This window comes from Campylobacter sp. BCW_4321 (assembly GCF_001763075.1).
In the GTDB taxonomy this organism is placed as follows: Bacteria; Campylobacterota; Campylobacteria; order Campylobacterales; family Campylobacteraceae; genus Campylobacter_D; species Campylobacter_D jejuni.
In genome coordinates this window covers 63,847-88,964 of sequence record NZ_MJYA01000060.1, presented here as the reverse complement: position 1 = coordinate 88,964, position 25,118 = coordinate 63,847, and the positions used below count along the sequence as shown (strand labels likewise).

General features: G+C 30.6%; 30 protein-coding genes. 15 read left to right on the top strand and 15 right to left on the bottom strand.

Annotation, left to right across the window (positions count from 1 at the left end; all coding sequences use genetic code 11):
* Nucleotides 1–7 precede the first annotated feature (7 nt).
* Genes AJN58_RS06875 through ileS form a run of 6 tightly spaced genes read right to left on the bottom strand, consistent with a single transcriptional unit; the run spans nt 8 to nt 6,629 of the window.
* Nucleotides 8–784, bottom strand: coding sequence for a carbon-nitrogen hydrolase family protein (locus AJN58_RS06875; RefSeq protein WP_070233073.1), 777 nt, complete (start codon nt 782–784; stop codon nt 8–10).
* Complete coding sequence (gene xseB, locus AJN58_RS06870) at nt 777–950, bottom strand: exodeoxyribonuclease VII small subunit (protein WP_002853034.1); 174 nt, start codon at nt 948–950, stop codon at nt 777–779. The genes AJN58_RS06875 and xseB overlap by 8 nt, the downstream gene beginning before the upstream one ends.
* Entirely contained in the window at nt 947–2,404 is a 1,458-nt protein-coding gene (gene guaB, locus AJN58_RS06865) for an IMP dehydrogenase (RefSeq protein ID WP_070233072.1), read from the bottom strand. Before guaB ends, xseB begins: the two co-directional genes overlap by 4 nt.
* A 9-nt stretch (nt 2,405–2,413) precedes the next feature.
* Nucleotides 2,414–3,775, bottom strand: a complete 1,362-nt coding sequence (gene gatA, locus AJN58_RS06860; protein WP_052857614.1) for an Asp-tRNA(Asn)/Glu-tRNA(Gln) amidotransferase subunit GatA — start codon at nt 3,773–3,775, stop codon at nt 2,414–2,416.
* The gene (locus tag AJN58_RS06855; protein ID WP_002880777.1) at nt 3,772–3,882 is read right to left on the bottom strand and encodes a hypothetical protein; all 111 of its coding nucleotides are present in this window, start codon (nt 3,880–3,882) and stop codon (nt 3,772–3,774) included. Before AJN58_RS06855 ends, gatA begins: the two co-directional genes overlap by 4 nt.
* Entirely contained in the window at nt 3,882–6,629 is a 2,748-nt protein-coding gene (ileS, locus tag AJN58_RS06850) for an isoleucine--tRNA ligase (protein WP_070233071.1), read from the bottom strand. The genes AJN58_RS06855 and ileS overlap by 1 nt, the downstream gene beginning before the upstream one ends.
* Nucleotides 6,630–6,727: 98 nt before the next feature.
* Between ileS and AJN58_RS06845 the strand changes: the two genes are divergently transcribed.
* The 7 genes from AJN58_RS06845 (at nt 6,728) to AJN58_RS06815 (ending at nt 12,159) form a co-directional block, all read left to right on the top strand.
* A complete protein-coding gene (locus AJN58_RS06845; protein ID WP_070233070.1) occupies nt 6,728–7,816 on the top strand; it encodes a CinA family protein in 1,089 nt (362 codons plus the stop codon).
* Nucleotides 7,817–7,827: 11 nt separating this feature from the next.
* Nucleotides 7,828–8,253: a GNAT family N-acetyltransferase gene (locus AJN58_RS06840; RefSeq protein WP_070233069.1), complete on the top strand. Its 426-nt coding sequence runs from the start codon at nt 7,828–7,830 to the stop codon at nt 8,251–8,253.
* Nucleotides 8,254–8,315: 62 nt separating this feature from the next.
* Nucleotides 8,316–8,936 carry an NAD(P)H-dependent oxidoreductase gene (locus AJN58_RS06835; RefSeq protein WP_070233068.1) on the top strand — a complete coding sequence of 207 codons (621 nt, stop codon included), beginning with the start codon at nt 8,316–8,318 and terminating at the stop codon, nt 8,934–8,936.
* Entirely contained in the window at nt 8,936–9,541 is a 606-nt protein-coding gene (locus AJN58_RS06830; RefSeq protein WP_070233067.1) for an NAD(P)H-dependent oxidoreductase, read from the top strand. The genes AJN58_RS06835 and AJN58_RS06830 overlap by 1 nt, the downstream gene beginning before the upstream one ends.
* 125 nt (nt 9,542–9,666) lie before the next feature.
* Nucleotides 9,667–10,203 carry a CDP-diacylglycerol--glycerol-3-phosphate 3-phosphatidyltransferase gene (gene pgsA, locus AJN58_RS06825; RefSeq protein ID WP_002870552.1) on the top strand — a complete coding sequence of 179 codons (537 nt, stop codon included), beginning with the start codon at nt 9,667–9,669 and terminating at the stop codon, nt 10,201–10,203.
* Nucleotides 10,200–11,306 (top strand): RIP metalloprotease RseP, encoded by a 1,107-nt coding sequence (gene rseP / locus AJN58_RS06820; RefSeq protein ID WP_002870551.1) that lies wholly within the window; start codon nt 10,200–10,202, stop codon nt 11,304–11,306. Before pgsA ends, rseP begins: the two co-directional genes overlap by 4 nt.
* A complete protein-coding gene (locus AJN58_RS06815; RefSeq protein WP_070233066.1) occupies nt 11,299–12,159 on the top strand; it encodes a VirK family antimicrobial peptide resistance protein in 861 nt (286 codons plus the stop codon). Before rseP ends, AJN58_RS06815 begins: the two co-directional genes overlap by 8 nt.
* Here AJN58_RS06815 and AJN58_RS06810 read toward each other — a convergent pair.
* Together AJN58_RS06810 and AJN58_RS06805 are read right to left on the bottom strand one after the other, a co-directional pair.
* Nucleotides 12,152–13,153 carry a sugar phosphate isomerase/epimerase family protein gene (locus AJN58_RS06810; protein ID WP_002870549.1) on the bottom strand — a complete coding sequence of 334 codons (1,002 nt, stop codon included), beginning with the start codon at nt 13,151–13,153 and terminating at the stop codon, nt 12,152–12,154. The genes AJN58_RS06815 and AJN58_RS06810 overlap by 8 nt on opposite strands.
* Nucleotides 13,150–14,424: an MFS transporter gene (locus AJN58_RS06805; RefSeq protein WP_070210250.1), complete on the bottom strand. Its 1,275-nt coding sequence runs from the start codon at nt 14,422–14,424 to the stop codon at nt 13,150–13,152. The genes AJN58_RS06810 and AJN58_RS06805 overlap by 4 nt, the downstream gene beginning before the upstream one ends.
* 216 nt (nt 14,425–14,640) lie before the next feature.
* Here AJN58_RS06805 and rpsF point away from each other — a divergent pair, with 216 nt between their 5' ends.
* Genes rpsF through rpsR form a run of 3 tightly spaced genes read left to right on the top strand, consistent with a single transcriptional unit; the run spans nt 14,641 to nt 15,849 of the window.
* Entirely contained in the window at nt 14,641–15,018 is a 378-nt protein-coding gene (gene rpsF / locus AJN58_RS06800; protein WP_002812868.1) for a 30S ribosomal protein S6, read from the top strand.
* 8 nt (nt 15,019–15,026) lie between these two features.
* Complete coding sequence (locus tag AJN58_RS06795; RefSeq protein ID WP_002861797.1) at nt 15,027–15,578, top strand: single-stranded DNA-binding protein; 552 nt, start codon at nt 15,027–15,029, stop codon at nt 15,576–15,578.
* Between the two features lie 10 nt (nt 15,579–15,588).
* On the top strand, nt 15,589–15,849 hold the full coding sequence (gene rpsR, locus AJN58_RS06790; protein WP_002853032.1) for a 30S ribosomal protein S18: 261 nt from the start codon (nt 15,589–15,591) through the stop codon (nt 15,847–15,849).
* 60 nt (nt 15,850–15,909) lie between these two features.
* On the opposite strand, the gene lon is transcribed toward rpsR, so the two are convergent.
* Nucleotides 15,910–18,285 (bottom strand): endopeptidase La, encoded by a 2,376-nt coding sequence (gene lon, locus AJN58_RS06785; RefSeq protein ID WP_002870546.1) that lies wholly within the window; start codon nt 18,283–18,285, stop codon nt 15,910–15,912.
* Nucleotides 18,286–18,301: 16 nt separating this feature from the next.
* Complete coding sequence (gene bamD, locus AJN58_RS06780; RefSeq protein WP_002861799.1) at nt 18,302–18,949, bottom strand: outer membrane protein assembly factor BamD; 648 nt, start codon at nt 18,947–18,949, stop codon at nt 18,302–18,304.
* A gap of 161 nt (nt 18,950–19,110) precedes the next feature.
* On the opposite strand from bamD, the gene fliW reads away from it, so the two are divergent.
* From fliW to AJN58_RS06755, 5 genes are read left to right on the top strand one after another with little or no spacing between them, the layout of a single operon-like run.
* Nucleotides 19,111–19,500, top strand: coding sequence for a flagellar assembly protein FliW (fliW, locus tag AJN58_RS06775; RefSeq protein ID WP_002852982.1), 390 nt, complete (start codon nt 19,111–19,113; stop codon nt 19,498–19,500).
* Complete coding sequence (locus AJN58_RS06770) at nt 19,500–20,231, top strand: pyrroline-5-carboxylate reductase (RefSeq protein WP_044779160.1); 732 nt, start codon at nt 19,500–19,502, stop codon at nt 20,229–20,231. Before fliW ends, AJN58_RS06770 begins: the two co-directional genes overlap by 1 nt.
* Nucleotides 20,228–20,530, top strand: a complete 303-nt coding sequence (locus AJN58_RS06765) for a transformation system protein (RefSeq protein WP_044779159.1) — start codon at nt 20,228–20,230, stop codon at nt 20,528–20,530. The genes AJN58_RS06770 and AJN58_RS06765 overlap by 4 nt, the downstream gene beginning before the upstream one ends.
* The gene (locus AJN58_RS06760; RefSeq protein ID WP_044779158.1) at nt 20,527–21,189 is read left to right on the top strand and encodes a hypothetical protein; all 663 of its coding nucleotides are present in this window, start codon (nt 20,527–20,529) and stop codon (nt 21,187–21,189) included. Before AJN58_RS06765 ends, AJN58_RS06760 begins: the two co-directional genes overlap by 4 nt.
* Nucleotides 21,186–21,638, top strand: coding sequence for a hypothetical protein (locus AJN58_RS06755; RefSeq protein WP_002859148.1), 453 nt, complete (start codon nt 21,186–21,188; stop codon nt 21,636–21,638). The genes AJN58_RS06760 and AJN58_RS06755 overlap by 4 nt, the downstream gene beginning before the upstream one ends.
* Here the strand turns inward: AJN58_RS06755 and AJN58_RS06750 are convergent.
* Genes AJN58_RS06750 through AJN58_RS06730 form a run of 5 tightly spaced genes read right to left on the bottom strand, consistent with a single transcriptional unit; the run spans nt 21,635 to nt 25,117 of the window.
* A complete protein-coding gene (locus AJN58_RS06750; RefSeq protein ID WP_002880802.1) occupies nt 21,635–22,264 on the bottom strand; it encodes a uroporphyrinogen-III synthase in 630 nt (209 codons plus the stop codon). The two genes, AJN58_RS06755 and AJN58_RS06750, sit on opposite strands and share 4 nt — an antisense overlap.
* The gene (gene thiE, locus AJN58_RS06745; protein ID WP_070233065.1) at nt 22,242–22,874 is read right to left on the bottom strand and encodes a thiamine phosphate synthase; all 633 of its coding nucleotides are present in this window, start codon (nt 22,872–22,874) and stop codon (nt 22,242–22,244) included. Before thiE ends, AJN58_RS06750 begins: the two co-directional genes overlap by 23 nt.
* Complete coding sequence (thiD, locus tag AJN58_RS06740; protein ID WP_070233063.1) at nt 22,864–23,676, bottom strand: bifunctional hydroxymethylpyrimidine kinase/phosphomethylpyrimidine kinase; 813 nt, start codon at nt 23,674–23,676, stop codon at nt 22,864–22,866. The genes thiE and thiD overlap by 11 nt, the downstream gene beginning before the upstream one ends.
* Nucleotides 23,673–24,359: an endonuclease III domain-containing protein gene (locus AJN58_RS06735; protein ID WP_070233061.1), complete on the bottom strand. Its 687-nt coding sequence runs from the start codon at nt 24,357–24,359 to the stop codon at nt 23,673–23,675. Before AJN58_RS06735 ends, thiD begins: the two co-directional genes overlap by 4 nt.
* On the bottom strand, nt 24,356–25,117 hold the full coding sequence (locus AJN58_RS06730; RefSeq protein ID WP_070233059.1) for an ATP-binding protein: 762 nt from the start codon (nt 25,115–25,117) through the stop codon (nt 24,356–24,358). Before AJN58_RS06730 ends, AJN58_RS06735 begins: the two co-directional genes overlap by 4 nt.
* Nucleotide 25,118 lies beyond the last annotated feature (1 nt).

Sequence of the window (25,118 nt, the reverse complement as noted above, 5' to 3'; positions counted from 1 at the left end):
ACCTTCTTTAAAAATTCTTAAGAATTTTATCAAAAGCCCAAAGTTTTCTTGCCTCATCGCTTTTTTTAGGCTCTATGATAAGCATTTCTTCTTCAGAACCTAATTTACTTTCTATCTCACCAAAAGCATTAATAAACAAAGTATCGCCGTAAAAATTCCATTCATCTTTTGTTTTGCCTATGCGATTTACTCTTAAAATGCTTGTAGAATTTAAAAAAGCTCTTGTTTTTAAAAGTTCTTCCCATCTTTGTTTGCTTTCAAAGGTGCAAGCACTAGGAACGATAACCAAATCAATTTTTTTCGCCATAATCTGCTGCCAAAAGATATCAAAATGGGTCTCAAAACCAAAAAGTAAGGCATATTTTAATTTTTCATAATTAAAAGTAAAAATTTTTAACTCTGATGGAGTTTTGTTGCTGAAAAATTTTTCTTCATTCCAATGTTCATAAGGCATTAAAATTTGCTGTTCATAACTTTTAACACCATTTGGAGTAACTTTTAAGCAAAGTTTTTTATAACTTTTAGCTTCAACGCTTACATAAGGAGCGATGATTTCTAATTCATATTTTTTAGCAAGTTTAATCAAGCTTTCTTTTTTAGCTTCACTTTGTTCTTTTATCATATTTTTTGGCATGTGTAAAAGTTCTGTAAAAAAACTATTAATCACATATTCTCCCAAAACTACCAAATTTGCCCCATTGTCTTTTGAAGCTTTAAGATAATAATCAAGCCTTGATTCACTTAAAGCTAAAGTTGGAAACTGTAAAGCTGCTATTTTACTCATCGATTTGCTCCACTTCTAATTTTGCTTTTTCAAGCTCAAGTCTTGCTTTTTTGATACTCTCTAAACCTTCTTTGTAAATTTTTACACTTTCATCTAAGGCAAGCTCTTGATTGTTTAATTTTTCCAAAGATTCATTAGCGTGTTTTAAATTTTCTTCAAAACTCATTGATGATTGACCTTGTAATTTGGTGCTTCATGAGTGATAGTAACATCATGTACATGACTTTCTTTAAGCCCTGCAGTAGTGATTTCAACAAATTCAGCTCTTTTTTGAAAATCTTCTATATCTTTAGCCCCAACATAACCCATAGAAGAACACAAACCTCCTAAAAGTTGATGCACCACGCTTCTTATACTTCCCACATAAGGAACACGCCCTTCTATACCTTCAGGAACAAGTTTATCTTGAGCGGTACCTTGCTGAAAGTATCTATCCGAACTTCCTTTTTGCATAGCCCCAAGCGAACCCATACCACGATAAGACTTATATTGTCTTCCTTGATAAGTAAAAAGCTCTCCTGGACTTTCATCCGTTCCAGCTAAAAGCGATCCTATCATAACAGAACTCGCACCCACAGCTAAAGCTTTTGCAATATCACCTGAATATTTAATCCCGCCATCAGCTATCACAGGAACGCCAAATTTATTTGCTTCTTCCACGCACTCATCAATGGCCGAAATTTGAGGCACACCCACACCTGAAACAATACGCGTAGTACAAATACTTCCTGGCCCAATACCTACTTTAACCGCATCTACTCCTGCTTCACAAAGTGCTTTTGCTGCGGCTGCAGTAGCGATATTTCCTGCGATAAGATCTAAATTTGGATATTTAGTTTTAATTGCTTTTATCGTATCAATAATACCCTTAGAATGTCCATGCGCAGAATCAAGCACAACAACATCAACGCCTGCTTCAACTAAAGCATCCACACGATCCATTTGCCCTACTCCTATAGCCGCACCCACGCGTAATCTTCCAAAATTATCTTTATTGGCATCAGGATATTCTTTGCGTTTTTTAAGATCTTTTATAGTGATAAGTCCTTCCAAGCGTCCTTGTTCATCAACTATAGGAAGTTTTTCTACTTTGTTGGTGCTGAAAATTTTTTCTGCATCATCTAAAGTACAACCCTTTGGAGCAGTAATTAAAGGCATTTTAGTCATAACATTTTCAACCAAATTTGAAAAATCACTCTCAAATCTTAAATCACGATTGGTAAGTATGCCTATTAGTTTCTTATCTTCATCTACTACAGGAACACCTGAAATTCTATACTCTGCCATGATTTCTAAAGCCTCTGCAACACTTGCTTTAGGACTTACAAAAATAGGATCGATAATCACTCCACTTTCACTTTTTTTCACTCTTTTTACTTCTCTAACTTGTGAAGCTATATCCATATTTTTATGAATTACCCCAAGTCCTCCAAGTCTTGCCATCATGATAGCAGCTCTGTGTTCAGTAACTGTATCCATAGCCGCAGAGATTAAAGGCATATTTAAAGTGATATTTTTTGTTAGTTTAGTGTGAATTTTTACTTCCTTAGGTAGAACTTCAGAATACCCAGGACGCAGTAATACATCTTCAAAAGTTAAAGCTCTTTTTACAATTTTCATCTTTCATCCTTAATTTTTAATCATTTGTTCTAAACTTAAAGCCCCATCTAACAAGGTTTGTTCATCATAAGCTTTGCAAATCAGTTGTGCTGATATATTAAGCCCTTCTTTATCTTTTGCAACAGGCACACTAATGCCTCCAAGTCCTGCTAAATTTACAGAGATAGTATAAACATCTTCTAAATAAGTTTGCATAGGGCTTTTTTGAGTATCAAATTTAAAAGCCGTTGTAGGAGTTACAGGCATAAAAATAAGATCACAATCTTGCAAAATTTCTTCATATTTTGCCTTGATAAAAGCTCTAGCTTTTTGTGCTTTGATATAATACGCATCATAATATCCACTACTTAAAACAAAAGTTCCTAACAAAATTCTTCTTTTTACTTCTTCGCCAAAACCTTCGCTGCGTGTATTTACATACATTTCTTTTAAATTTTGGATATTTTCAGAACGCTTGCCATAACGCACCCCATCATAACGACTTAAATTTGCACTTGCTTCAGCTGTTGCGATGATATAATACGCTGCGATATCAAACTTAGAATCAAGCAAATTTTTATATACAATCTCATGTCCATTAGCTTTTAACATATCTATGGTTTTTAAAAGTGCGTTTTTTACTTCGCTATCTGCATCATTGACATAATTTTCAATCACTGCAATTTTTAATTTTTTATTTGCATTTAAATTTGGAGCGGTTTTGATAAACTCGATATTTGCACTCGTGCTATCCATTTTATCATATCCTGCGATCGCATCATATAAAATTGCCGCATCTTCTACATTTTGCGTTAAAACTCCGATTTGATCCAAACTTGAAGAATAAGAAGCCAAACCATAGCGACTTACTCTTCCATAACTCGGTTTAAATCCTACACAACCACAAAAAGCCGCAGGTTGGCGCACAGATCCTCCTGTATCAGAACCTAAACTTGCTAAAGCCAAGCCACCCGCTACCGCAGCAGCACTTCCACCACTTGACCCACCTGGAACACGCTCAAAATTTAAAGGATTTAAAGTTTTTCCATAACAAGAACTCGCTGTTGAACTTCCCATAGCAAATTCATCCATATTGCAACGCCCAAAAGGAGAAAAACCGTTAGCCTTTAAATTAACAATCGCACTTGCATCATAAGGAGCGATATAACCTTGTAAAATCTTACTCGCACTAGTAAGCTCCCAGCCCTTTACACTGATATTATCTTTTATAGCTACAGGCACACCTTCACCTGAAACACTTAAGTCTTTATCTAAAAATTGTTCGATATAAGCACCTATTTTTTTTTCTTTTTTTGCTTTTTCATTGAGTTCTTTTTTTAAATTTTCAAGTTCTTCTTTGGAGTATTTTAAAGCTTCTTTTAAAGTTATCATTTATTTTCCTTTGTTTTTTTGATCAAAAATACTGCTAAAGCACTAAAAGCCAAAACCACCGCTATAGTTGCAATGATAATACTATTTGGAATAGGATTTTCTAACATTACACCCCTTTTAAAACTTCTTCACATCTTAAACAAGGTGTTTCTTCATCTTTACTTTGAAGTTTCCAACATCTTGGGCATTTACAAAGTGAAGCTTTGGTGATTTTAAATTTCTCATTCTCTACTTCAAATTCAGCCAAAATTTCTTCATTTTCATTACTGATTTGACTTACCATAAACCAATCGGCTAATTCCTCATTTGGGAATTTATTAAAACTAATGTTTAAATTTAATTCCAAGGTGGATTTAATGATTTTATCTTTTTTAAGCATATCAATTTGTTCAAAAAATTTCTCTCTAGCACTCATTAAAAATGTATCATCTATACCAAAATCATAATCAAAATCCTGAGTTAAACTCAAATCAAATACATCTTTTGCATCGCCTTTGATTAAAACATTAGCATGTTCTAAAGCCTCATCTACACTATAGCTTAAATTTGGAGCAAGTAAATTTAAAAGTTCTTTTGCTATCAAAGCCATAGCCACTTGAGCAGATTTTCTTCTTTGAGCATTTTCACTATCACAATAAAGTCTATCTTTACTGATATCAAGATAAATCCCACTTAAATCCGCACTTAAGAAATTTAAAAGCAAACTAAAACCTTTAGCAAATTCATAAGCAAAAAATGCTTCTTTACTTGCTTTAAAAACTTTGGTTGCACGACTTAATATCCATTTATCAATAAAACTAAATTCTTTAACTTCTAAATCTTTTAAGTCATTTGTATTGGCAAGTAAAAATCTTATAGTATTTCTTATTTTGCGGTATTGTTCGCCCACTTGTTTTAAGATATTGTCTGAAATTTTTAAATCACTTGAATAATCACTTAAAAGTATCCAAAGTCTTAAAATTTCAACTCCATAGGTTTTTGCTACATATTCAGGAGCAATCACATTGCCTTTAGATTTAGACATTTTTTGCCCTTTTTCATCCGTAGTAAAACCATGAGTTAAAATACTTTCATAAGGCGCGCTTTCATTGATCGCTGTACCTACAAGCAAAGAGCTTTGAAACCAACCCCGATGCTGATCGCTTCCTTCTAAATACATACTTGCTCTTTTTTCTCCTGCGTCATAAAGTCCGCTATTTAAAACCGCATTAAAAGTACTTCCACTATCAAACCAAACATCTAAAATATCATATACTTTTTCTAAATTTTCAGCTTTATATTTTGAATTTGTAGGAATTAAATCTTTGATTTCAAACTCCCACCACGCATCAGCACCGTGTTTTTCAAAAATAGCTACTACAAAGTCAAAAAGTTCATCATCAAAAATCACTTCTTTAGTGTTTTTATCTCTAAAAAAGGCTATAGGCGTTCCCCAGTCCCTTTGTCTTGAAATACACCAATCTGGTCGATTTTCCACCATAGAACCTATTCTTTTTACTCCGCTTTGCGGATAAAAGGTTGTTTTTAAAAGTTGTTCTTTTGCACACTCTCTTAAAGTTTTTCCTTGAAGTTTTGGTTCATCCATTAAAATAAACCATTGTTTAGTAGCTCTATAAATCACAGGCTTATGCGTTCTCCAACAAAATGGATAAGAGTGTATAAATTTAGAAGAATGTAAAAGTTTTTCGCCTAAAAGTTCTAAAATTTTTTCATTGGCCTTAAAAATATGAAGACCTATAAACTCTTCAAGCAAATGAGAAGGCAAAAGCCCTTTAGCTCTTAAAGTTTCATCATAACATCCGCTATCATCAACAGGCATTAAAACCTCAATGTCATATTTCAAACAAGCATAGTAATCATCTTCGCCATGTCCTGGTGCAGTATGTACAAGTCCACTTCCACCATCCATCAATACATGCTCGCCCATAATTAAAACAGATTTTCTTCCATTTAAAGGATTGATAGCTTCAAGTTTTTCAAATTCTTTTGCGTTGAGTTCTTTTTGAATTTCTCCACTTGTAAGTCCTTTTTCTACCATGCTTTTAAGCAAAGCACTTGCAAAAATCAAACCTTCTTTAGTGATCACATAATTTTCGTTAGGATTTAAGGCTATAGCTTGATTAGCCACCAAAGTCCAAGGCGTAGTTGTCCATATCACTGCGCTTGCTTTTGAAACGCCTAATTTTTCGCAAGCTTTTACATCTAAATCAAAAGCCACAAAGATAGAATAATCTTCTTTATCTTGATACTCTACTTCAGCTTCCGCTAAAGCTGACTTTGCCGCCCAACTCCAAAAAACAGGTTTAGAACGCTCACAAAGTAAGCCTTTTTTAGCAATCTCACATAAAGTTCTATAAATCGCTGCTTCAAACTCAAATTTCATAGTCAAATAAGGCTTATCCCAATCCGCAATAATGCCTAAATTTTTAAATTCTTCTCTTTGGATATCTACAAATTCACTCGCATGTTGTCTGCAAAACTCACGAATTTCTTTCTTGCTTAAGCTTTTTTTCTTTTCTCCAAGCTTTACTTCTACTTGTTGTTCTATAGGTAAACCATGACAATCCCACCCTGGAGTAAAACGCACACTCTCACCTTTAAAATAATGCGTTTTGATAATAGTTTCTTTTAAAATTTTATTTAAAGCATGTCCTATATGAATATGTCCGTTAGCATAAGGGGGGCCATCGTGCAAGGTAAAACTTTTTTTCGCATTTTTGCGATTTTCTTTCATTTTTTCATAAGCATAATTTTGCTCAAACCATTTTTTAAATCTTTGCGGTTCAAGTTCCGCTAAATTCGCCCGCATAGCAAAAGTAGTGCTGGGCAAAAGTAGAGTTTCTTTGTAGTCCATTTTTTCCACCTAATTTTTAATAATCTTAAATTCTACTCAAATTAGCTTTAATTTCTACTTTGTTTTTGGCTATAATTATAAGAAAAAAAGGAAAATTTATGAAACATTTGCTTTATCTTATAGGAGATGAGCTTACTATAAACGAAAAATTCAAAAATTATATTTATAGAACTTATGAAGAAAAATTTAAAGAAATTAACGAAATTCGCATACAAAATAAAACCGATAAAGATTTACCCTTTTTGCTTGAAAACCTCTTAAATCAGTATGATTTTATCACTTTATTTACAAGCTCTTTGCATTATGCGACTGTTGCTAAAATTTTAGCAACTTTAAATGATGATAATCTTATCTTAAAAGATGATACCTTGGTTCCAGATAAAGCAGAATTTAGTAAAAATAGCTTTGTGTGTAATTTTTCAAATTCAAAAATCAATGTCGTTAAAATAAATCCAAGCGAAAAATTACCCAATCTTCTTGGGCATATAAAATTAAATTTTGCATATTTTTGCATTTTTGGTATGGATGATGAAAGCGCTATATTGCTACTGCAAACCCTAACAAAATCTTATGAGATAAGTATAAAATCAACCAAGCTTTTAGATAATCTTGTGCTTATTAAGGCCACTTGCGCTAATTTTGGAAAACTTGATGGTTTTTTAAATAGCGTAAAAAATCTTTTTGGACAAAAAGTATTTTTAGGTAAAGATCCTATACATTTTATAAGCTCTAAACTTTTAGAAAAAAAATTAAAAATTTCTTTTGCTGAAAGTTGCACAGGCGGACTTTGTGCAAGCACCTTAACCAAAATTTCAGGTGTAAGTGAAATTTTTGAAGGATCTATTGTAAGTTATTCCAACCGCATCAAACACGAATGGCTTGGAATTAGCGAAAGCGTCTTAGAAAATAATGGCGAATACAGTGAACGTTGTGTTTATTTTATGCTAAAAGGTATTTTTAAAACAGCTAATCCTGATTTTGCCTTAGCTATTAGCGGAGTAGTTGGCGAAAAAGATGAGGGAAAAATAAAATCAGGCACTATTTATATAGGTGCAATGTTTAGAGATGGAACTTTTGTCCAAGAAACTCTTTATTTAGATGGGGATCGTGAATTTATGCAAGAACAAGCTGTTTTGGCAACTTTTTGCCTACTTTTAAAATTAAAACCTGAGATTTTTGAAATTTAAGGGATTTAAAAATGAAAGAAATTAAGCTAAAAGAAGACTTGGAAAAAATTTATCCCTTGATAAAACAATTAAGAAATAACCTATCTTTGAAAGATTTTTTAGACAAAATCCAACTTGCTACACAAACTCAACATTATAAACTTTTTGCCTATGAAAATGAGAGAAATTACAAAGCAGCTTGCGGGGTCATACCCTTTAATCTACTTTATCATAATCATTGTCTTTATATTTGTGATTTTGTCGTAGATGAAACTTTAAGAGGAAAAGGTATAGGTCAAGCTTTTTTGAAAAAAATCCAAATTTGGGCAAAAGATCAAGGATATGAAGAATTAGAACTAAGTTCAAGTTTTTTTAGAACACAAGCTCATAAATTTTATATCCAAAAAATGGGTTTTGAAAAATCCGGTTTTGTTTTTAAGAAAAATATCAAACTATAATATTTCTGATTAAGCTTTGCATTTTATAATTAATATTATTATTTTTGATTTTAAGGAATAAAATGAATTTTAAAGAACTAATTTCAAAACGCAGAGCTTGTAAACTTTTTAATGATAAAAAAATCAATGAAAAGGATTTGCATTTTATCTTAGAAAGTGGAGTCTTAGCCCCAAGCTCACATGGATTTGAGCCTTGGAAATTTGTAGTATTAGAACAAAAAGAACACAATCTTAAACTCTCAACCCTATGTTACAATCAACAAAATGTAGCAAGTGCGAGTCATAATATTATTTTTCTAGCAAGAAAAGATCTTCAAAGCAAAGATGAATTTACACAAAAACAGGTGCGTCGTTTCTCAGGTTCTAGCGAAGAAAATTTTCAAAAAATTTTAGAAATTTACACCCATAAAACCAATGCAATGAATGATAATGAACTCTATCATTACGCACAACTTCAATGCTATCTTGCTATGATGCAAATGTCGCTAGCTGCAATGAGCTTAGGTATTGATTCTTGTATGATAGGCGGCTTTGAAAAAACTAAGGTTGATGATTTTCTTCATTTAACTTATCCTTTTGAAACTGCTGTAATTTTATCCTTAGGATATAAAGCCCACGAACCAAAATATTCTACTCAACGCTTAAATTTTAATGAAGTCGTTGAATTTTACAAGGAAAAATAATGAAAAAAGAACTTGAAATTTTTAGCACAAGATATTCTTGTAGAAATTTTAAAAATGAAAAACTCAAAAAAGAGGATTTAAATTCTATTTTAGAAATAGCAAGATTAAGCCCCAGTTCCTTAGGACTGGAACCTTGGAAATTTATAGTAGTGCAAGATGAGAAAAGAAAAGAAGAGCTTTCTAAAATTTGCAACCAACAAAAACATGTAAAAGATTGCGCTGTATTAATTATCATCATTTCAAGACTTGATTTTTTAGATTATTTTGAAGAAAAACTTAGAAAAAGAGATATGAGTGAAACAGAAATTCAAAAACGCTTAGATACTTATATGCCTTTTTTAAAATCTCTAAATCAAGAACAAAAAATATCTTATGCAAGAGAACAAGCTCATATAGCTCTAGCTAGCATACTTTACAGTGCTAATGCTTTAAATATAGCAAGTTGTACTATAGGTGGTTTTGATAAAGAAAAGCTTGATTCTTATTTATCACTTGATATTCAAAAAGAAAGATCAAGTTTGGTGGTGGCTTTAGGATATTGCAACGATGAAAAAAATCCTCAAAAAAATCGTTTTAGTTTTGATGAAGTTGTAAAATTTATTTAAATTTTGCTTAAAAGCAAAATTTAAATAAAAATAAACTGATTCTTTTTTTGTATTTTTACTAAGTCTTTGCTTAAATTTTATACAATTTTGATTATAATTTTACATTTAATTTCACAAGGCTTGTTATGAATTTACCCAATATCTTGGCGATTTTTAGAATGGTTTTAGCGCCTTTGCTATTTTTTTTATTAATTCATCATTTTGAAAATATTCATCAAAGTTGGATTAACTATTTTGCTGCTTTAACTTTTTCATTAGCAGCTTTAAGTGATTTTTTCGATGGATATATTGCAAGAACTTGGAAACAAACTACAAAACTGGGCGGAATCTTAGATCCATTAGCCGATAAAATGCTTGTTTTAGCAGCTTTTTTAGGACTTTTACTCACAGGAAAAGCTAATGAATGGGTAATTTATATTATATTAGTAAGGGAATTTTTTATCACAGGTTTTAGAGTTGTGATGATTAGTGAAAATTTAAATGTCAATGCTTCTTTTGCAGGCAAACTTAAAACCGCTTTTCAAATGACTGCGATAGGATTTTTAATCATGGAGTGGATAGGCGGAGAAATTCTACTTTATATAGCTTTGATTTTAACTCTTTATTCTGGATTTGAATACATCTATACTTATACAAAAGCTCAAAAAAAAGGAGAAAAATGAGATCTTTATTGTTTTTAATTATTATTTTGATTTTAGGAATTAAATTTTATTCTATTGAATTTTTAGCAACTGTTTTAGTCATCTCATTTTTAATCTTCTTTCACGAATTAGGACATTTTTTAGCTGCAAGATCTTTGGGTGTAAAAGTTGAAGTCTTTAGCATAGGATTTGGAAAAAGTCTTATAGAACGTGAATTTAAAGGCACAAACTATCGCTTAAGTGCTTTGCCACTTGGAGGATATGTTAAACTTAAAGGACAAGATGATATGCGTCCTGGTTTTGAAAATCTAGACAAAGATAGCTATAGCATTTTAAGCCCCTTAAAAAAGATTTATATTCTTTTTGCTGGACCATTTTTCAACCTGATTTTAGCTTTTTTTCTTTATATTATCATAGGAAATTTAGGCTTAGAAAAACTTGCTCCACAAATAGGAAACATAGCGCCAAACTCTGCTGCACAAGACATAGGACTTCAAAAAAATGATACTATCTTAGAAATCAACGGTGTAAAAATTCAAAGCTTTGATGAAATTTCAAAACATTTAAGTTTAGAGCCTTTGAAAATATTAATCAATAGAGAAGGAAAAAATTTAGAATTTATTTTAACTCCAAAAATAGGACAAGGATATAATGACTTTGGGCAAATTATTGAAAAACCTCAACTTGGAATCAGTCCAAATGGTACAAGCACTCTTGTAAAACATCAAGGTTTAGAAAGTTTTAAATATGCCGCACAAGAAAGTTTTCAAGCTTCTACACTCATCATCAAGGGTATAGTAAAACTCATAAGTGGTGAAGTTGAAGCAAAAAATTTAGGTGGTATTATTACCATGACTGAAATTACCTCAAAGGCTGCACAAAATAGCTTTACTTTACTTTTATTTATCACTGCTTTAATTTCTATAAATTTAGGCATTTTAAATCTTTTGCCTATTCCTATGCTTGATGGAGGACATATACTTTTTAATATTTATGAAATGATTTTTAGACGCAAGGTTCCACAGCGTGCTTTTGAATATCTAAGTTATGCAGGCATGGCAATACTTTTAAGTTTGATGCTCTTTGCAACTTATAATGATATATCAAGGATTGCAGGTGAATAAAAAATTTTCCTACCCTATTCCAAATTTTACTGATAGAAGAAAAAGTATCATCTTTTGGCGCTATTTGCGTTTTCAAGCAAGAAAAATTCTATATTTTCCTCAAGTAAGACTTCTGGAAAAAACGCTTAATGAAGAAAAAAATAAACATTTAAAAGACTTTTTCTCTCAAAGACCCTATGCTTGCTACAATGCTATAAGAAGATTTTGCGATAAAAGTTTTAAAGCAAATGAACGCGTTAAAACACTTATTTATGATGTTGATAAGGGACTTACTTGTTTTAAATTTCTTCCCGAAGAACAAATGATTTTTTCTTTTGATAAAGATTTTGAGCTTTTTTTAGGATATAACCATAATGTTTACGAAGAAGGTTTTTGGGCTTTTTCTTTAAAATTTAAAAAATACACTATTTCACAATGTAATTTTTGCTTTACTTTAGAAAATAATCTTCTACTTTCTTGCATACAAGGATATAAATACAAAGATTTCAATATTTTAGAAATTAATAAAATTTTAACTAAAAAATGTCACGGTTTGCGCCCTGTTGCTTTACTTATAGAATGCTCTAAGATGCTTTGTGAAATTTTAAAACTTCAAGCTACTTTAGGTGTACATGAAAAAAATCAAATCCGTTCTCAAAAAGGAAAAGAAAAGGGCTATTTTGTAGATTATCAAAAAATTTGGCTAGAAAATGGTGGAGAATTAATAAAAATCGATAAACACAAATACTACAAGCTCCACCACTCGCAAAAAAACCTAGAAGAAATCCCTTCGCAAAAACGCTCCATGTATAAAAAACGTTTTGCTATGCTTGAAAATATTAAACAAAATTTATTCCAAATTTTATCTAAATAATACTTTTTAAATATTCTACACTTTTCTCGCAACCTTTTTTTTGAAGTTTTAAAAGCCTCTCTAAGCATTCTTGAGATACTTCTTGAGGATAATAATACTGCATAGCTTTTAAATCTTCAAATAAAGCTTTTTCTATCTTAAAAGCCCCTTTACCTAATTCTTTAACCCCGCCTGTTCCTTTTTCTCTTTTAAAAGTCGCACAATAAGGATAACATTGCTCTACATTAATACGGTCAAGTCCTTCTTTTTTAAGAATTTCTACACAAGTTTTAATGTCTAAATTTCCTTCTCCTAAAGGAACGCCACAAACATATTCTACACCCTCTTCAATGAAAACTATATGATCTTTACAATGCGTGCTAAAAGTATATTTAGCCATGTCTTTGCAAGCTTTTATAGGATCTTCATAGGCCATCATGGAATTTCCAAAATCATATAAAAATCCTATTTTAGGATGATTGATCAATTTCAACAAATCAAGCAAATCCTCTGAAGTTTGATACTCATGATTTTCTATAGCAAGTTTTAAATCATATTTTTCCAAAATCGGTATCAAAGCTTTTATTTCATCCTTTGTAGCTAAAAAATCTTCTTTATCGAATCTAGCAGTAATTTTAGAATCATCATAAGCCCCATCGCTAGCATGTTTAACCTTTTTATTTTTATCGGTTAAGGGCACATAAGAGCGTATAATTTTAGCGCCTAAAATAGAAGCTACTTTAGCAATTTTTTCAAATTTATCTTTATTAAAACCCTTAGAGTCGATCTCACAATACATATTGTATTCATCCAATTTAGCTTTAATTTTTTTAAGATGATTTTCGTCATCGCTTCCTAAGCATCCCCATTCTTCATCCAAACCAAAATCTTTAATGATATTTATAATCACACCCTCACAGCCCAAATTTTTAGCAAAATCGATATAAGAAAATATATCCATCCTGCCATTTTGAAACCATAAATGCATGCTTTCAGTTTCTAAACCTATTTTCATGATACCACTCCTTTTGATGCTTTTTTTCTAGCTATCATCTTAAGTAAAATCGTAGTTACAATCACACCACAAATAGCAAAAATCCCCATTAACGCAAAAACAATTTGATAGCCTAATAAACCTTTAAAATGATCGATCATAAAACCATAAAGCGCAAAACAAAAAAGTTGTGGAGAATAACCAAAAATACAAGCTATACTCATAGCAGCTCCGCTAATTTCTCTAGGTACTTCTATCTCATCCACAGGTGCAAAAAATGTCGCACGCATAGTAAAAACAAGAGCGGCAAAACCTAAGGTTAAACTCATACCAAAATAAATATTTAATTTCTCATGAGGCATAAAAACAAAAATTAATATGGCCAAGGCTCCTAAAATCAAAGCAAAACGCAAATATCTTGTTGAAGATTTAAAGGTTTTATCTGCTAAATATCCCCCAATTGGCCCACCTACTAATTTTAAAGTGTATTGATTGATAATACCATAAGCACCAACCAAAGCCACAGGCATACCATAAATATCTTTTAAAAATGGAATAAAATAAGTCAAACCACAATACACAGAATAAATAGTAAAAATGGTCAAAGATACCACCCAAATTTCAGGAGTTTTAATCGCTTTAATAACTCCATTCCAAGCGGTTTTGTTTTTGCTGATTTCATTTCCTTGCTCATCTTGGGTATTAATTTTGTCATCTTCAAGTAGAAAATATGCCAAAATACCTGCTATAATCACACAAGCGCTATAAAATAATATAGCAGCCTTAAGTCCACCTGCACCAGACCCTAAAAGTAAAAAAATTCCCAAAGCACTAGAAGCAACTATAGTATCTATAACACCACGTCCTGCTTCTAAAAATCCGAAAAGTCTTCCTTGTTGAGTAGAATCTCCAAGCAAGCGAATGGCTTTAAGCAAAACAGGCCAATACACAACTTCTCCAAATAAAGAAAGCAAACCCCAAGCTATTAAAATTCCATAAAAAGAAGGAAAAGTAGAAATATAAATTCCAACCAAACCCACACAAACCAATGAAAAAGGAATGAGTATTTTTTTAGAAAATCTATCTGCTATATAAATAGATGCAAAATTTCCTACCGTTTGCACTATGCCATAAACTGAGAGCGCGAGTCCAATTTGTGTATTGCTAAGATTCATAAATTCTTGCATAGGCACATAAAAGGCATCTTTTAAAGAGGAAAGTTTAAAAACAGTTCCTCCGCCAATAACTAAAACGATAAAAGTAAACCAACGAATAGGTTTCGTACTATTCATATCCACCCTCCTTTTTTAACAATTCGCAACTTAAATTAATTATATCACGGATTAAGATAAAAGGTTAAAATTTCACCTTTAAATTATAAACAGTAATTACAAAAAGTTACAACACTTATTGAAGTATAAATTAAGTATATTTTGATATAATTTAGTCTTGCTTTATGCAAAATCCTTGCTCATGAAAATGGGCTTTAATATCCATAAGGAGAAAAAATGAAACATTATGAGGTTTTATTTATCTTAAAACCAACACTTACCGAAGAGGAAGTGAATGCGAAGTTGGAATTCGTTAAAGAAGTCCTAACCAAAAATGGTGCAGAAATTGAAACTGTTGTTCCAATGGGCACTAGAAAATTAGCGTATAAAATCAAAAAATACGAAAGAGGAACTTATTTTGTGATTTATTTCAAAGCTCCTACAAACTTGATCGCTGAGCTTGAAAGGGTGTTAAGAATCACTGAAGAAGTAATAAGATTTTTAATCGTAAAATATGAAAACAAAAAAGAAATTGCAGCTTGGGAAAAACTAAGCCACGGGATTAAGCAATCTAAAAAAGAAATCAAACCTTTAGATGCTCCTGAAATTCAATAAGGAAAAAGATGTTTAACAAAGTTGTTTTGGTTGGAAATCTTACACGTGATATAGAAATGCGTTATGCACAAAGCGGTAGTGCTATTGGGGCTTCTGCTATCGCAGTAACAAGAAGATTTACCACAAATGGAGAAAAAAGAGAGGAAACTTGCTTTATTGATATAAGCTTTTATGGTCGCACCGCAGAAGTTGCAAACCAATACCTTACAAAAGGTTCAAAAGTACTCATAGAAGGACGTTTGAGATTTGAACAATGGAGTGATCAAAATGGGCAAAATCGCTCTAAACATAGCATTCAAGTTGAAAATATGGAAATGCTTGGCGGCAATTCCAATGCTCCACAACAAGGTGGAATTGGCAATAATAGCTTTTCAAACAACAATTATAGTGGAAACTATGAAAATCAAAGCTATGATCCTTATATGAGTGAAAATCAAAATTTTAATAAAGCAAAAGCAAACCCTGCTCCACAAAGAAACCAAAACCCACAACACGAAGAAAAATTAAAAGAAATTGATATCGATGCTTATGATAGCGATGATACTAATTTACCATTTTAAAGGATAAACTATGGCAGAAAAAAGAAAATACTCTCGCAAATATTGCAAATACACTGAAGCAAAAGTTGAATTTATTGATTATAAAGATACAGCAATGTTAAAACATGCTTTATCTGAAAGATTTAAAATCATGCCACGCCGTTTAACAGGTACAAGCAAAAAATACCAAGAAATGGTAGAAGTTGCAATCAAACGTGCAAGACATGTAGCTCTTATCCCTTATATAGTGGATAGAAAAGAAGTAATCAATAATCCTTTTGAAGGACTATAATCTTTTAAAAGCAAACTTATAAAAAGTTTGCTTTTATATACATTTATTCTCAAAATAAAATTAAACCAAAGTATATTCTAAAACATCACTAAAAGTATCAACAGCAATGATTTCCATATTGTCTCTAACCTCACTAGGAATATCTTTTAAATCCCTTTCGTAATTTTTTCTTGGGATTAAAGCTATTTTTATATCTGCTTTATAAGCCGCAATTAATTTTTCTTTTAATCCACCTATTGGTAAAACTTTTCCTTTTAAATCTATTTCACCTGTCATTGCAATATCTGCTTTAACCTTTCTATCACTAAAAATAGAAGCAATAGCTGTGCTTATCGTAATGCCTGCACTTGGGCCATCTTTTGGAGTAGCTCCATCTGGCACATGTATATGAATATTATAACTATCATAAACATTAACTTTAGGATCGATAATTATTTTTTTAGGTATTTTTATTTTTCCTTCATCGATTAAAACTTTTATCATGCTAAAAGCAATTCTAGCTGATTCTTTCATTACATCACCCAAACTTCCCGTGAGCGTTAATTCTCCTTTACCTTTAATTTTTACAGCCTCTACTTTTAAAACATCTCCACCTACACTTGTCCAAGCCAAACCATTAACCTGACCTACTTGATTTTCTCCATTATTTTTTTCTATTTCAAAAACTTTTTTATCTAAAAATTCATTCAAATTTTTTGTATTAATAATGACTTTTTTAATATTTTCTAAAAGTAGTTTTTTAGCACTCTTACGACACAACTCTGCCACTTTGCGACGCAAATTTCTGACTCCTGATTCACGAGTATAATCACTAATGATTAACTCTATAGTTTCATCATCAATAGATAATTCATTGGATTTTAAGCCATGTTTTTTAAGCTCATCTGGAATTAAATATTTTTTCATTATATGAAATTTTTCACTTGGAGTATAAGAGCTAAGTTCTATAAATTCCATTCTATCTCTTAAAGGTGCAGGAATATTGCTAATATCATTTGCCGTTGCTATAAAAATGACTTTACTTAAATCAATATTAAAATTTAAATAATAATCCCTAAATTTAGAATTTTGCTCTGGATCTAAAATTTCTAAAAGCACCGCACTTGGATCGCCTCTAAAACTGCGATTTAATTTATCAATTTCATCCAATACAATTACAGGATTAATTTGTTTTGCCTCTATGAGTCCTTGGGTAATACGTCCAGGCATAGCGCCTATATAAGTTCTACGATGACCACGTAGCTCATTAACATCTTCAAGTCCGCCTAAGGCTATGCGAATAAGCTCTCTTTTTAAAGCTTTTGAAACAGAATTTGCCAGTGAAGTTTTACCCACGCCAGGAGGTCCATAAAGACAAAGTATAACTTTAGCACCATCTTTTTCTGCTATTTTTCTTTTTTCTAAAAGTTCCCTAACTGCAAAATATTCTTCTATGCGTTCTTTTGGTTTATTTAATGCATAATGATCATGGTTGAGCTGTTTTGAAACTTCTTTAATATCAAGTTTTTTCTTAGAAATTTTTTCAAAAGGAATATCTAATGCTGTTTCTATGTAAGTTTGAATCATCGATGCTTCAGAATTATCTTGATGAATGCGTTCGAATTTTTCAATTTGTTTTTTGATTTCTTTATAAGCGTCTTCGTGCATAAATTTCTTCTTTAACTCCAGACGCTTTTGATATTCTCTAACCTCATCTTCTTTTTGTGTATCAGAACCAAGCTCTTTTTGAATTTGTCTTAATTGTTCTTTTAAAAAATATTCTTTATTTACCTTGTCAATACGAGAATGTACTTTATTTTTAATTTCTTTTTGAATTTTATTGGCTTCTATTTCTTGAGCAATTAAATCTATTAATTTTACTAATTTTTGCTCAAGATCTGTTAAAACAAAAAACTCATAAGCAACTTGTTTTTTAATACGCACAGTATTTAAAATCAAATCACAAATCCTAGATGCATCAAAGCCTTCTTCAATTGTTCTTAAAAGATCTGGAGAAAAATAATGACTAATATTTGCCAAATTTTTTACCTTCTCTTTTAAAACTTCAAGAAGTGCTTCTTTTTTAGTTCCTTCTAAAAAGTCTTCTTTTATAAGTTCTATCTTGGCTTCCAAAGGTTTATTAGAAACTTGCTCTATAATTTTACCCTTAGCATATCCTTGAAAAAGTATTTTCACTCTTCCATCAGGTAAAGGAACTTTTCGCATGATAGTCCCAATCACTCCACAATTATAAATTTCATCAAAATTTCTTCCATTTTCCAACCTTGAAGGTGCAACAAAAAGCATACTATCATTTTTAATCGCAAGATCTAAAGCTTTCATATTGGATGAATCGTTAATAAAAATAGGAGTTATCATAAAAGGATATAAAAATAATTCATCTTCAACCAATACTGGTAAATTTGCTGGATAATTTTGTATCTCTTCAATCTGCATTTATTTTCCTTGTTTATTAAAATCTTTCAAATATACTTCTATACCAAGGAAGCTCAGGTTTGATAATACTTTGCTGATAAAATTCACTTTCTTGAAGTCTTTGTTTATAAATTTGTGCACTTTCATCATGCCCTATGCGCTGGTATAGATTTTCTATAGTACTATTAAGATAAAAAACCGCTAAATTAAATTTTGTAAGCATTGTCTGAACCAAAGGTTCATATTCTGTATAAGGATAATCTTTCAAAAAAGTATCTATTTCTTTTTGGCTTTCAAGCATTAAAGCCTGATTACGATTTGGCACTGCAAATGCATCAAATTTTGCTTTAATTTTAAGATAGCGAATATAATCAGCATTGCGTGAATTTCCAAATTTTTTATTATATTCATCTAAATAAAATTCAGCTAACTTATATTCCTCTTCATCCATATGAGCTTGTGCTAAAATAATTAAAGTAGTTTCCAATAAAGGATCGGCAATGTGCTCACTTGCCATGCCATTATAATGATCATCGGCTTTTTCCAAATCCTTGTCCTGTAAATCTTTAATAATTTGCTTATACCACTCACTAGCACTAAGATTGTATAAACCTTCATCATTTTTCGTACTACACGCATTAAAAAAAACACTTAAAAAAACCAATAAAAAAATACCTTTTTTCATACTTCACCTTGATTTATATTCTCAAAAATCTATATTTTAACGATTTTATAATTATGTTCTTCTAAAATTATAATAAAATTAATTAAATAATTTAAAATTTTTGGAATGATTATTGCTTATTTTATGTTAAAATATTAAACATTATAACTTGAGGAGAAAACATGACCCTAGCTGTTAAATGCCCTATCTTAGGTTTTGAAGAAACCAAAAATATGGAATTTTCAACTATCGATGAAGTATTTGTAAGACTTAAAAGTCTTGATGGTAAAGACTTTTCTTTTGTTTTAATTAATCCTTATTTAATTAGACCTGATTATGAATTTGATATACCAACTTATTATCAAGAGCTTCTTTCTTTAACACCTGAATCTAATATGAAAATTTTTAATATAGTAGCCATAGCAAAAAGCATTGAAGAATCGACAGTGAATTTTCTAGCTCCAGTAGTCATTAATCTTGATAATAATACTATGGTACAAGTGATACTAGATACAGTTAATTATCCGGACTTTTTTCAAGCTGATCAAATTGCTAATTATATTAAAAAATAATGCTCTATATACTTGCAAATGGAGCTATGGCAACAGCCTTAGCCTATGGATTAAAAGATGATTATGAAATTTGTATAGTAGGAAGAAGTATAGAAAAACTTCAAGCCCTCACCAAAGAAGGCTTTAAAACCTTACTTTACAAAGATTTTAACATAGAAGGTAAAGATGTTATTTTAGCATTTAAACCCTATGCTTTAGAAAATATTGCTCAAATGCTAAAAGGACAAGCACGTATCTTAATCTCTGTTTTAGCCAATGTTGATTTTGAAAAACTACAAACCATCAAAGCTCAAAATTATGTTAGAATAATGCCTAATACAGCAGCTAAATATAAGGCTTCAACCACACCATATATACTTAAAAACTCTCATTTTGAAAATGAAATTTTAGACATTTTAAAAACTTTTGGCTCGGCTTATAAATTAGATAATGAAATACAAATGAATGCAGCTATGGCGATTAGCGGCTGCGCTCCTGCTTTTTTAGCACTTATAGCAGAAAGTATTGCTAATGCTGGAGTTTATGAAGGTTTGTCAAAAGAACTTAGTCTCAATCTTACGCGCTCTTTATTTAAAAGCTCTAGTGCTTTACTAGAACATGAACATCCAGCTATTATCAAAGAAAATATTTGCTCTCCTGGCGGAGTTACAATAAAAGGCATAAAAATACTCGAACAAAAAGCAATTCGCGGAAGTTTTTTTGAAGCCATAAATGCTAGCAGCGCTAAATGAAAAAGGCTTTCATACTTATAGAAAGTATTAGTGCTATAACGATCATATCTTTAATTTTCATTGGCATTTTTTATTATTATACTCAACTTTACAAAAACTATGAAAATTTAAATATTTTTGAAAGACTCTATAGACTTCAAGAAGAATTATATGAAAAGCCCATTTTTAAAACCATCATACTTCAAACTTCAGCCTTAAAACCTATAATTTTACAAGAACAGTTTGTTAATGATGGTATATTTCAATTTCAAAAATTATATTTTCAAGATCAAAATTATAGTGTTTATTTTAAAGAATGAGCAAAGCTTTTACACTTTTTGAACTTATATTATCGCTAATACTTTTTACTTTTATAGCTAGCTTACTTTCAAAACCTTTAATGGATTTTTATCATTTAAATTTCACTGCTTTACATACAAACAATCTTATCACTCAAACACATTTAAACTTGCTTAAAATAGAAAAATTAATACAAAATTGTATTAATATTACATTTTCACAAAATACATTAAAATGTCTTTTAAAAGATGAGTTAATTAGCCTAAAAGATAATAAACTTTATCTTATTAATTCTGCTCTTATTTTAGAAAATAATCATACACTTTATTCACCTCATTCTGATTTTAAAACACAACTCCAAAACAGAAAAGATTTATATAATGACAATGAACATATTGGCTATGCTTATAAAATTAATAAGGTTGAAAAAATATTCATCTTAGAAAATGGTATATCTGCAAATTTTACAGGTAGTTTTATTCCTTTGCAAGCTCAATTAGTTATCAAATTGCAAAATGGAGAACTTATATATGAAATAAAGCCAAAATTTAATGGACAATTAAACCAACAAGGATTAATTTCTAAAAACATAAGCTCATTTAACCTGCAAAACAATAAATTAAAAATTTGCCTAAAAAGACAAACAAAATATTGCCTTGAAAAAAGAATTTTACTATGAAAAAAGCTTATGTTTTAATTTGGACAATTTTTTTAATATTACTAATAAGTCTATGGATGAGCTTGACCTTAAACATATCTAGCTACACTCCAAAAATAATCCAAGATAGTTATTACTACCTTCAAGCTCAAATTTTAAGTCATAATGCAACACAATTTTCTAAATATTTTTTATATCAAGCAAAGCAAGAAAATAAAGAATGTTTAGATAATATATATTTTAATTACACAAAAGCTTTGATTAAAATAAAATATTTTTATCCTATTGCACAATGTGTTAATTTTAAATTTTCCAACTTCAATCCCGATGCAAATTTAAGCAAAGATGGTGTTATTATAGCCCACATTAGCATTGCTTTAAATCGTGATAAAAACGTCAATGATGAAATTTTACTCACAAAAAGCATTATTATTTATCCCAAAGAAAATTTTTGGAATTTAAAAAATTAAACCAAAGTCTTAGCAAGCTTAACACACTCTAAAAGACTTTGATTTTCGCATATATAAAGATTTTTAAAATTTAAAAGCTTCTTTGCTGTGCTTTGTCCTATAACTACAACCTTATCTTCTTCTTTTAAGCTATAAAATTTTAAAAAATTTTCTACACTTAAAGGAGAGGTAAATATAAAAATAGCAGGATGAGTAAGTTTTTTGTCACCTTTTTTAAAAACATTTTCATAAACAATCACTTCATCTAAATCCACACCTACATTTTTAAGATCCAAATTTAAAGTTGAAACAATATTTTTAGCCCTTAAATACAAACATTTTTGCGTTTTTAATTCCTCTTTAAATTCAAGAAAAAGATCTTTTCCATAAGCCTTTGATGGAATTTTAATCTTTTTAAAACCTAAATTTTTAGCGTATTGAGCTGTACTTTGTCCTACAGCGTATAAATTGAGTTTAAAATTTAAAGTGATTTTTGCATGTTGTAAAGCTTTTAAAGCATTTTTTGAGGTGCAGATTAAAGCATCATATAAACTTAAATCCACACTAAAATCGTAAAAAATAATCTCATTTAAAATAAGATTTTCCACCCCTTTAAAAGGAGTTTCATTTAAAAGGTAAATTTTCATAGATTTTACGCTTTAACTCTTTAGCTGCCAAAAAAGCATCTTTAGCATCCATGATCGCCCTAACCACAGCCACGCCGCTTAAATTTATACCCTTTAACTCATCAAGCACTGCTTTATCAACCCCTCCTATAGCTACAACCCCTATAGGACTTTTATCACAAATTTGACTTAAAAGCTCAAGGCTTAAAAGCGAACTTTCTTTAGTAGGTGTTGTCTTAATGGCTCCACAACCTAGATAATTTGCTCCCTGTATGAACTCAAGTTGTTCTAGCTTTTTAAGGCTTAAGCCTATGATTTTTTCATCTCCCAAAAGCTTTCTAGCTAGTTTTACTTCTAAATCTTCCTGCCCTAAATGCACCCCATCAGCATCTAAAGCTAAAGCTATGTCCACTCTATCGTTAATTAAAAAAGGTATTTTATAAGCCTTGCAAAGTTTTTGTACTTTTAAACCTAGTTTATAAAATTCTCTTGCATTAAGCTCTTTTTCACGAAGTTGTATGATACTTACTCCGCCTTTTATAGCATTTTCTAAAGTATTTAAAAAACACTCCTCGCTTTTATTTCCCTGAGAAGCAACTAGATAAAGACTAAGATCTAATTTATTTTTCATCTAAAAACTTGAAAAAATGATTTGTAGGACCACAACCTTTTCCAAGATTGAGTGAATAATAAATCGCATTTCTTACATATTCTTTAGCTTCACTAACGGCGTGAAATAAATCCTTGCCCTTAGCTAAATTACTAGCAATAGCCGAAGAAAGCGTACAACCTGTACCATGAGTATTTTTAGTTTCTATGCGTTCGCCTTTTAAAATATAAATTTCTTTTCCATCATAAAGCACATCATTGGCATTTTCTTCACTATGTCCGCCTTTAAGTAAAACCGCCTTAGATCCCAAGCTACATAAATGCTTAGCTGCCTTTATCATCTGCTCTTCATTGGCAATCTTAAAACCACATAAAAACTCTGCTTCAGGAATATTAGGCGTAAGAATGTCTGCAAATTTTACTATGGTTTGTTTGAAAAAATCACAATTTTCTTGAGGCATTAAAGCATAACCATTTTTAGCAAACATTACAGGATCAATCACTATATTTTGAGGTTTAAACTCGCTTAAATTTTTAGCTACACAGCTCATTAATTCACAAGAACCTATCATTCCGATTTTAGTTGCCTTTGGCGCTATATCTTCAAACACGGCAAGCATTTGTTCGTCCACGCTTTGAGTAGGTATATCGTGTACAGAAATCACCCTTGCGGTATTTTCAGCTACCACACTTAAAACCACACTCATACCAAAAAGATTGTGTGCACTAAAGGTTTTAAGATCGGCTTGTATCCCTGCTCCACCACTACAATCACTCCCTGCTATAGTTAAAACAGGTATAAGTTCACTTCCTTTTGCTTTCATAAATCTTCCTTTAAAATTTTAATCCATTCTTCACCCTTAGGGCTTAATTTTTGTCCTTTAAAACTCTGTTTTGCAAAAGCTACGATCAAAGCATGAAAAATTTGATAAAGTTCGTAAAGTTCGCATTTTTTTCCTAAAATTTTACACAAATTTTCTTGCTCACTTTCTATGCCACTTTGAAAAAATTCTCTTAATTCTTCATAATTTTCAAACTCATAACCTAAGTAAAAAGCCAAACGCAAACTATAGCTATCTACAACCAAAATCTCTCTTTTACAAAGATAGCTTAAAATACCATCAACACTTTCAAAACCTAAACCTTTGATATTTAAAAGCCATTCTCTGCTTACATTTGTTTTAAAATTTTCTAAATTTTTATAAGTGTTTATGATACTTTCTACCAAGCCTTTTAAACGCTTGGCTTTGGTGTTGTAAAATCCGCTAGGCTTAATTAAAGTTGCAAGTTCTAAATTGGATAAAGTATTGATTTGTTCTAAGCTTGCAATATTTTCTTTTTTTAAATTGTCTAAAGCTTTTAAGACATTTTTCCAATTTGTATTTTGAGTTAAAATCACAGAAATTAAAAGCTCAAATTCACTCAATCCTTGATTTTCAAGCCAATCAAAATCATGATAATTTAAATCCAAATTTAAAAGCTTGGTAAAAATTTGCGCTCCAGTCATTTAAAATTCTCCTTAAAAGCCAAATAAAATTGCTTTGCAGTACGACCACTTCTACTTGCTCTTAGAGTAGTAAATTCTTTAGCTTTAGCGTGTAAAAGCTCTTTATCACAAGAATAATCTTTAAAATAAAAATCTATCATCTTTAAATACTCTTCTAAATTTCCTTGATAAAAACTTAACCACAAACCAAATCTATCACTCAAGCTTAATCTTTCTTCAGCAGCATCGCTTAAATGAAGTTCTGTATGTGCAATTTGCGTATCAAGATTATCAGCAATGCTTTCACTTAATAAATGCCTACGATTTGAACTCGCATAAATAATTACATTATTTGGGGCTTTTTCTATGCTTCCCTCAAGTAAAGGTTTTAAAAATTTATAACTATCATCTCCCTTCTCAAAAGAAAAATCATCACAAAAAAGTATGAATTTAAAATTTTCTAATCTGATTTCATCGATGATATCTGCTAAGGCAAATAAATCTTCTTTATTTAATTCAACAAGTCTTAAGCCCTGATCTTTAAATTCGTTAAATATAGCCTTAATTAAACTTGATTTTCCAGTACCCTTAGATCCCCATAAAAGTGCGTGATTTGCCCCTTTGTTTTGAATGAAATTTAAAGTATTTTCATAAAGTGCTTTTTTTTGTTTTTCCATACCTACTAAATCTTTTAAAGCAATAGGATCGATTTCAAAAATAGGCTTTAAATAGTCTTTTCTTGCTCTATAAATTGCTGCATAAGTTTTATTCCAATCCATT

Coding starts and splice junctions, on each gene's coding strand:
- AJN58_RS06835 (WP_070233068.1), top strand. CDS start 8,316: ATGAATTTTAAAGAACTAATTTCAAAACGCAGAGCTTGTAAACTTTTT.
- thiD (WP_070233063.1), bottom strand. CDS start 23,676: ATGAAAGCAAAAGGAAGTGAACTTATACCTGTTTTAACTATAGCAGGG.
- pgsA (WP_002870552.1), top strand. CDS start 9,667: ATGAATTTACCCAATATCTTGGCGATTTTTAGAATGGTTTTAGCGCCT.
- AJN58_RS06795 (WP_002861797.1), top strand. CDS start 15,027: ATGTTTAACAAAGTTGTTTTGGTTGGAAATCTTACACGTGATATAGAA.
- AJN58_RS06805 (WP_070210250.1), bottom strand. CDS start 14,424: ATGAATAGTACGAAACCTATTCGTTGGTTTACTTTTATCGTTTTAGTT.
- thiE (WP_070233065.1), bottom strand. CDS start 22,874: ATGAAAAATAAATTAGATCTTAGTCTTTATCTAGTTGCTTCTCAGGGA.
- AJN58_RS06755 (WP_002859148.1), top strand. CDS start 21,186: ATGAAAAAAGCTTATGTTTTAATTTGGACAATTTTTTTAATATTACTA.
- xseB (WP_002853034.1), bottom strand. CDS start 950: ATGAGTTTTGAAGAAAATTTAAAACACGCTAATGAATCTTTGGAAAAA.
- rseP (WP_002870551.1), top strand. CDS start 10,200: ATGAGATCTTTATTGTTTTTAATTATTATTTTGATTTTAGGAATTAAA.
- guaB (WP_070233072.1), bottom strand. CDS start 2,404: ATGAAAATTGTAAAAAGAGCTTTAACTTTTGAAGATGTATTACTGCGT.
- AJN58_RS06760 (WP_044779158.1), top strand. CDS start 20,527: ATGAGCAAAGCTTTTACACTTTTTGAACTTATATTATCGCTAATACTT.
- AJN58_RS06875 (WP_070233073.1), bottom strand. CDS start 784: ATGAGTAAAATAGCAGCTTTACAGTTTCCAACTTTAGCTTTAAGTGAA.
- AJN58_RS06765 (WP_044779159.1), top strand. CDS start 20,228: ATGAAAAAGGCTTTCATACTTATAGAAAGTATTAGTGCTATAACGATC.
- fliW (WP_002852982.1), top strand. CDS start 19,111: ATGACCCTAGCTGTTAAATGCCCTATCTTAGGTTTTGAAGAAACCAAA.
- lon (WP_002870546.1), bottom strand. CDS start 18,285: ATGCAGATTGAAGAGATACAAAATTATCCAGCAAATTTACCAGTATTG.
- AJN58_RS06730 (WP_070233059.1), bottom strand. CDS start 25,117: ATGGATTGGAATAAAACTTATGCAGCAATTTATAGAGCAAGAAAAGAC.
- ileS (WP_070233071.1), bottom strand. CDS start 6,629: ATGGACTACAAAGAAACTCTACTTTTGCCCAGCACTACTTTTGCTATG.
- AJN58_RS06840 (WP_070233069.1), top strand. CDS start 7,828: ATGAAAGAAATTAAGCTAAAAGAAGACTTGGAAAAAATTTATCCCTTG.
- bamD (WP_002861799.1), bottom strand. CDS start 18,949: ATGAAAAAAGGTATTTTTTTATTGGTTTTTTTAAGTGTTTTTTTTAAT.
- AJN58_RS06770 (WP_044779160.1), top strand. CDS start 19,500: ATGCTCTATATACTTGCAAATGGAGCTATGGCAACAGCCTTAGCCTAT.
- gatA (WP_052857614.1), bottom strand. CDS start 3,775: ATGATAACTTTAAAAGAAGCTTTAAAATACTCCAAAGAAGAACTTGAA.
- AJN58_RS06810 (WP_002870549.1), bottom strand. CDS start 13,153: ATGAAAATAGGTTTAGAAACTGAAAGCATGCATTTATGGTTTCAAAAT.
- AJN58_RS06830 (WP_070233067.1), top strand. CDS start 8,936: ATGAAAAAAGAACTTGAAATTTTTAGCACAAGATATTCTTGTAGAAAT.
- AJN58_RS06845 (WP_070233070.1), top strand. CDS start 6,728: ATGAAACATTTGCTTTATCTTATAGGAGATGAGCTTACTATAAACGAA.
- rpsR (WP_002853032.1), top strand. CDS start 15,589: ATGGCAGAAAAAAGAAAATACTCTCGCAAATATTGCAAATACACTGAA.
- rpsF (WP_002812868.1), top strand. CDS start 14,641: ATGAAACATTATGAGGTTTTATTTATCTTAAAACCAACACTTACCGAA.
- AJN58_RS06750 (WP_002880802.1), bottom strand. CDS start 22,264: ATGAAAATTTACCTTTTAAATGAAACTCCTTTTAAAGGGGTGGAAAAT.
- AJN58_RS06735 (WP_070233061.1), bottom strand. CDS start 24,359: ATGACTGGAGCGCAAATTTTTACCAAGCTTTTAAATTTGGATTTAAAT.
- AJN58_RS06855 (WP_002880777.1), bottom strand. CDS start 3,882: ATGTTAGAAAATCCTATTCCAAATAGTATTATCATTGCAACTATAGCG.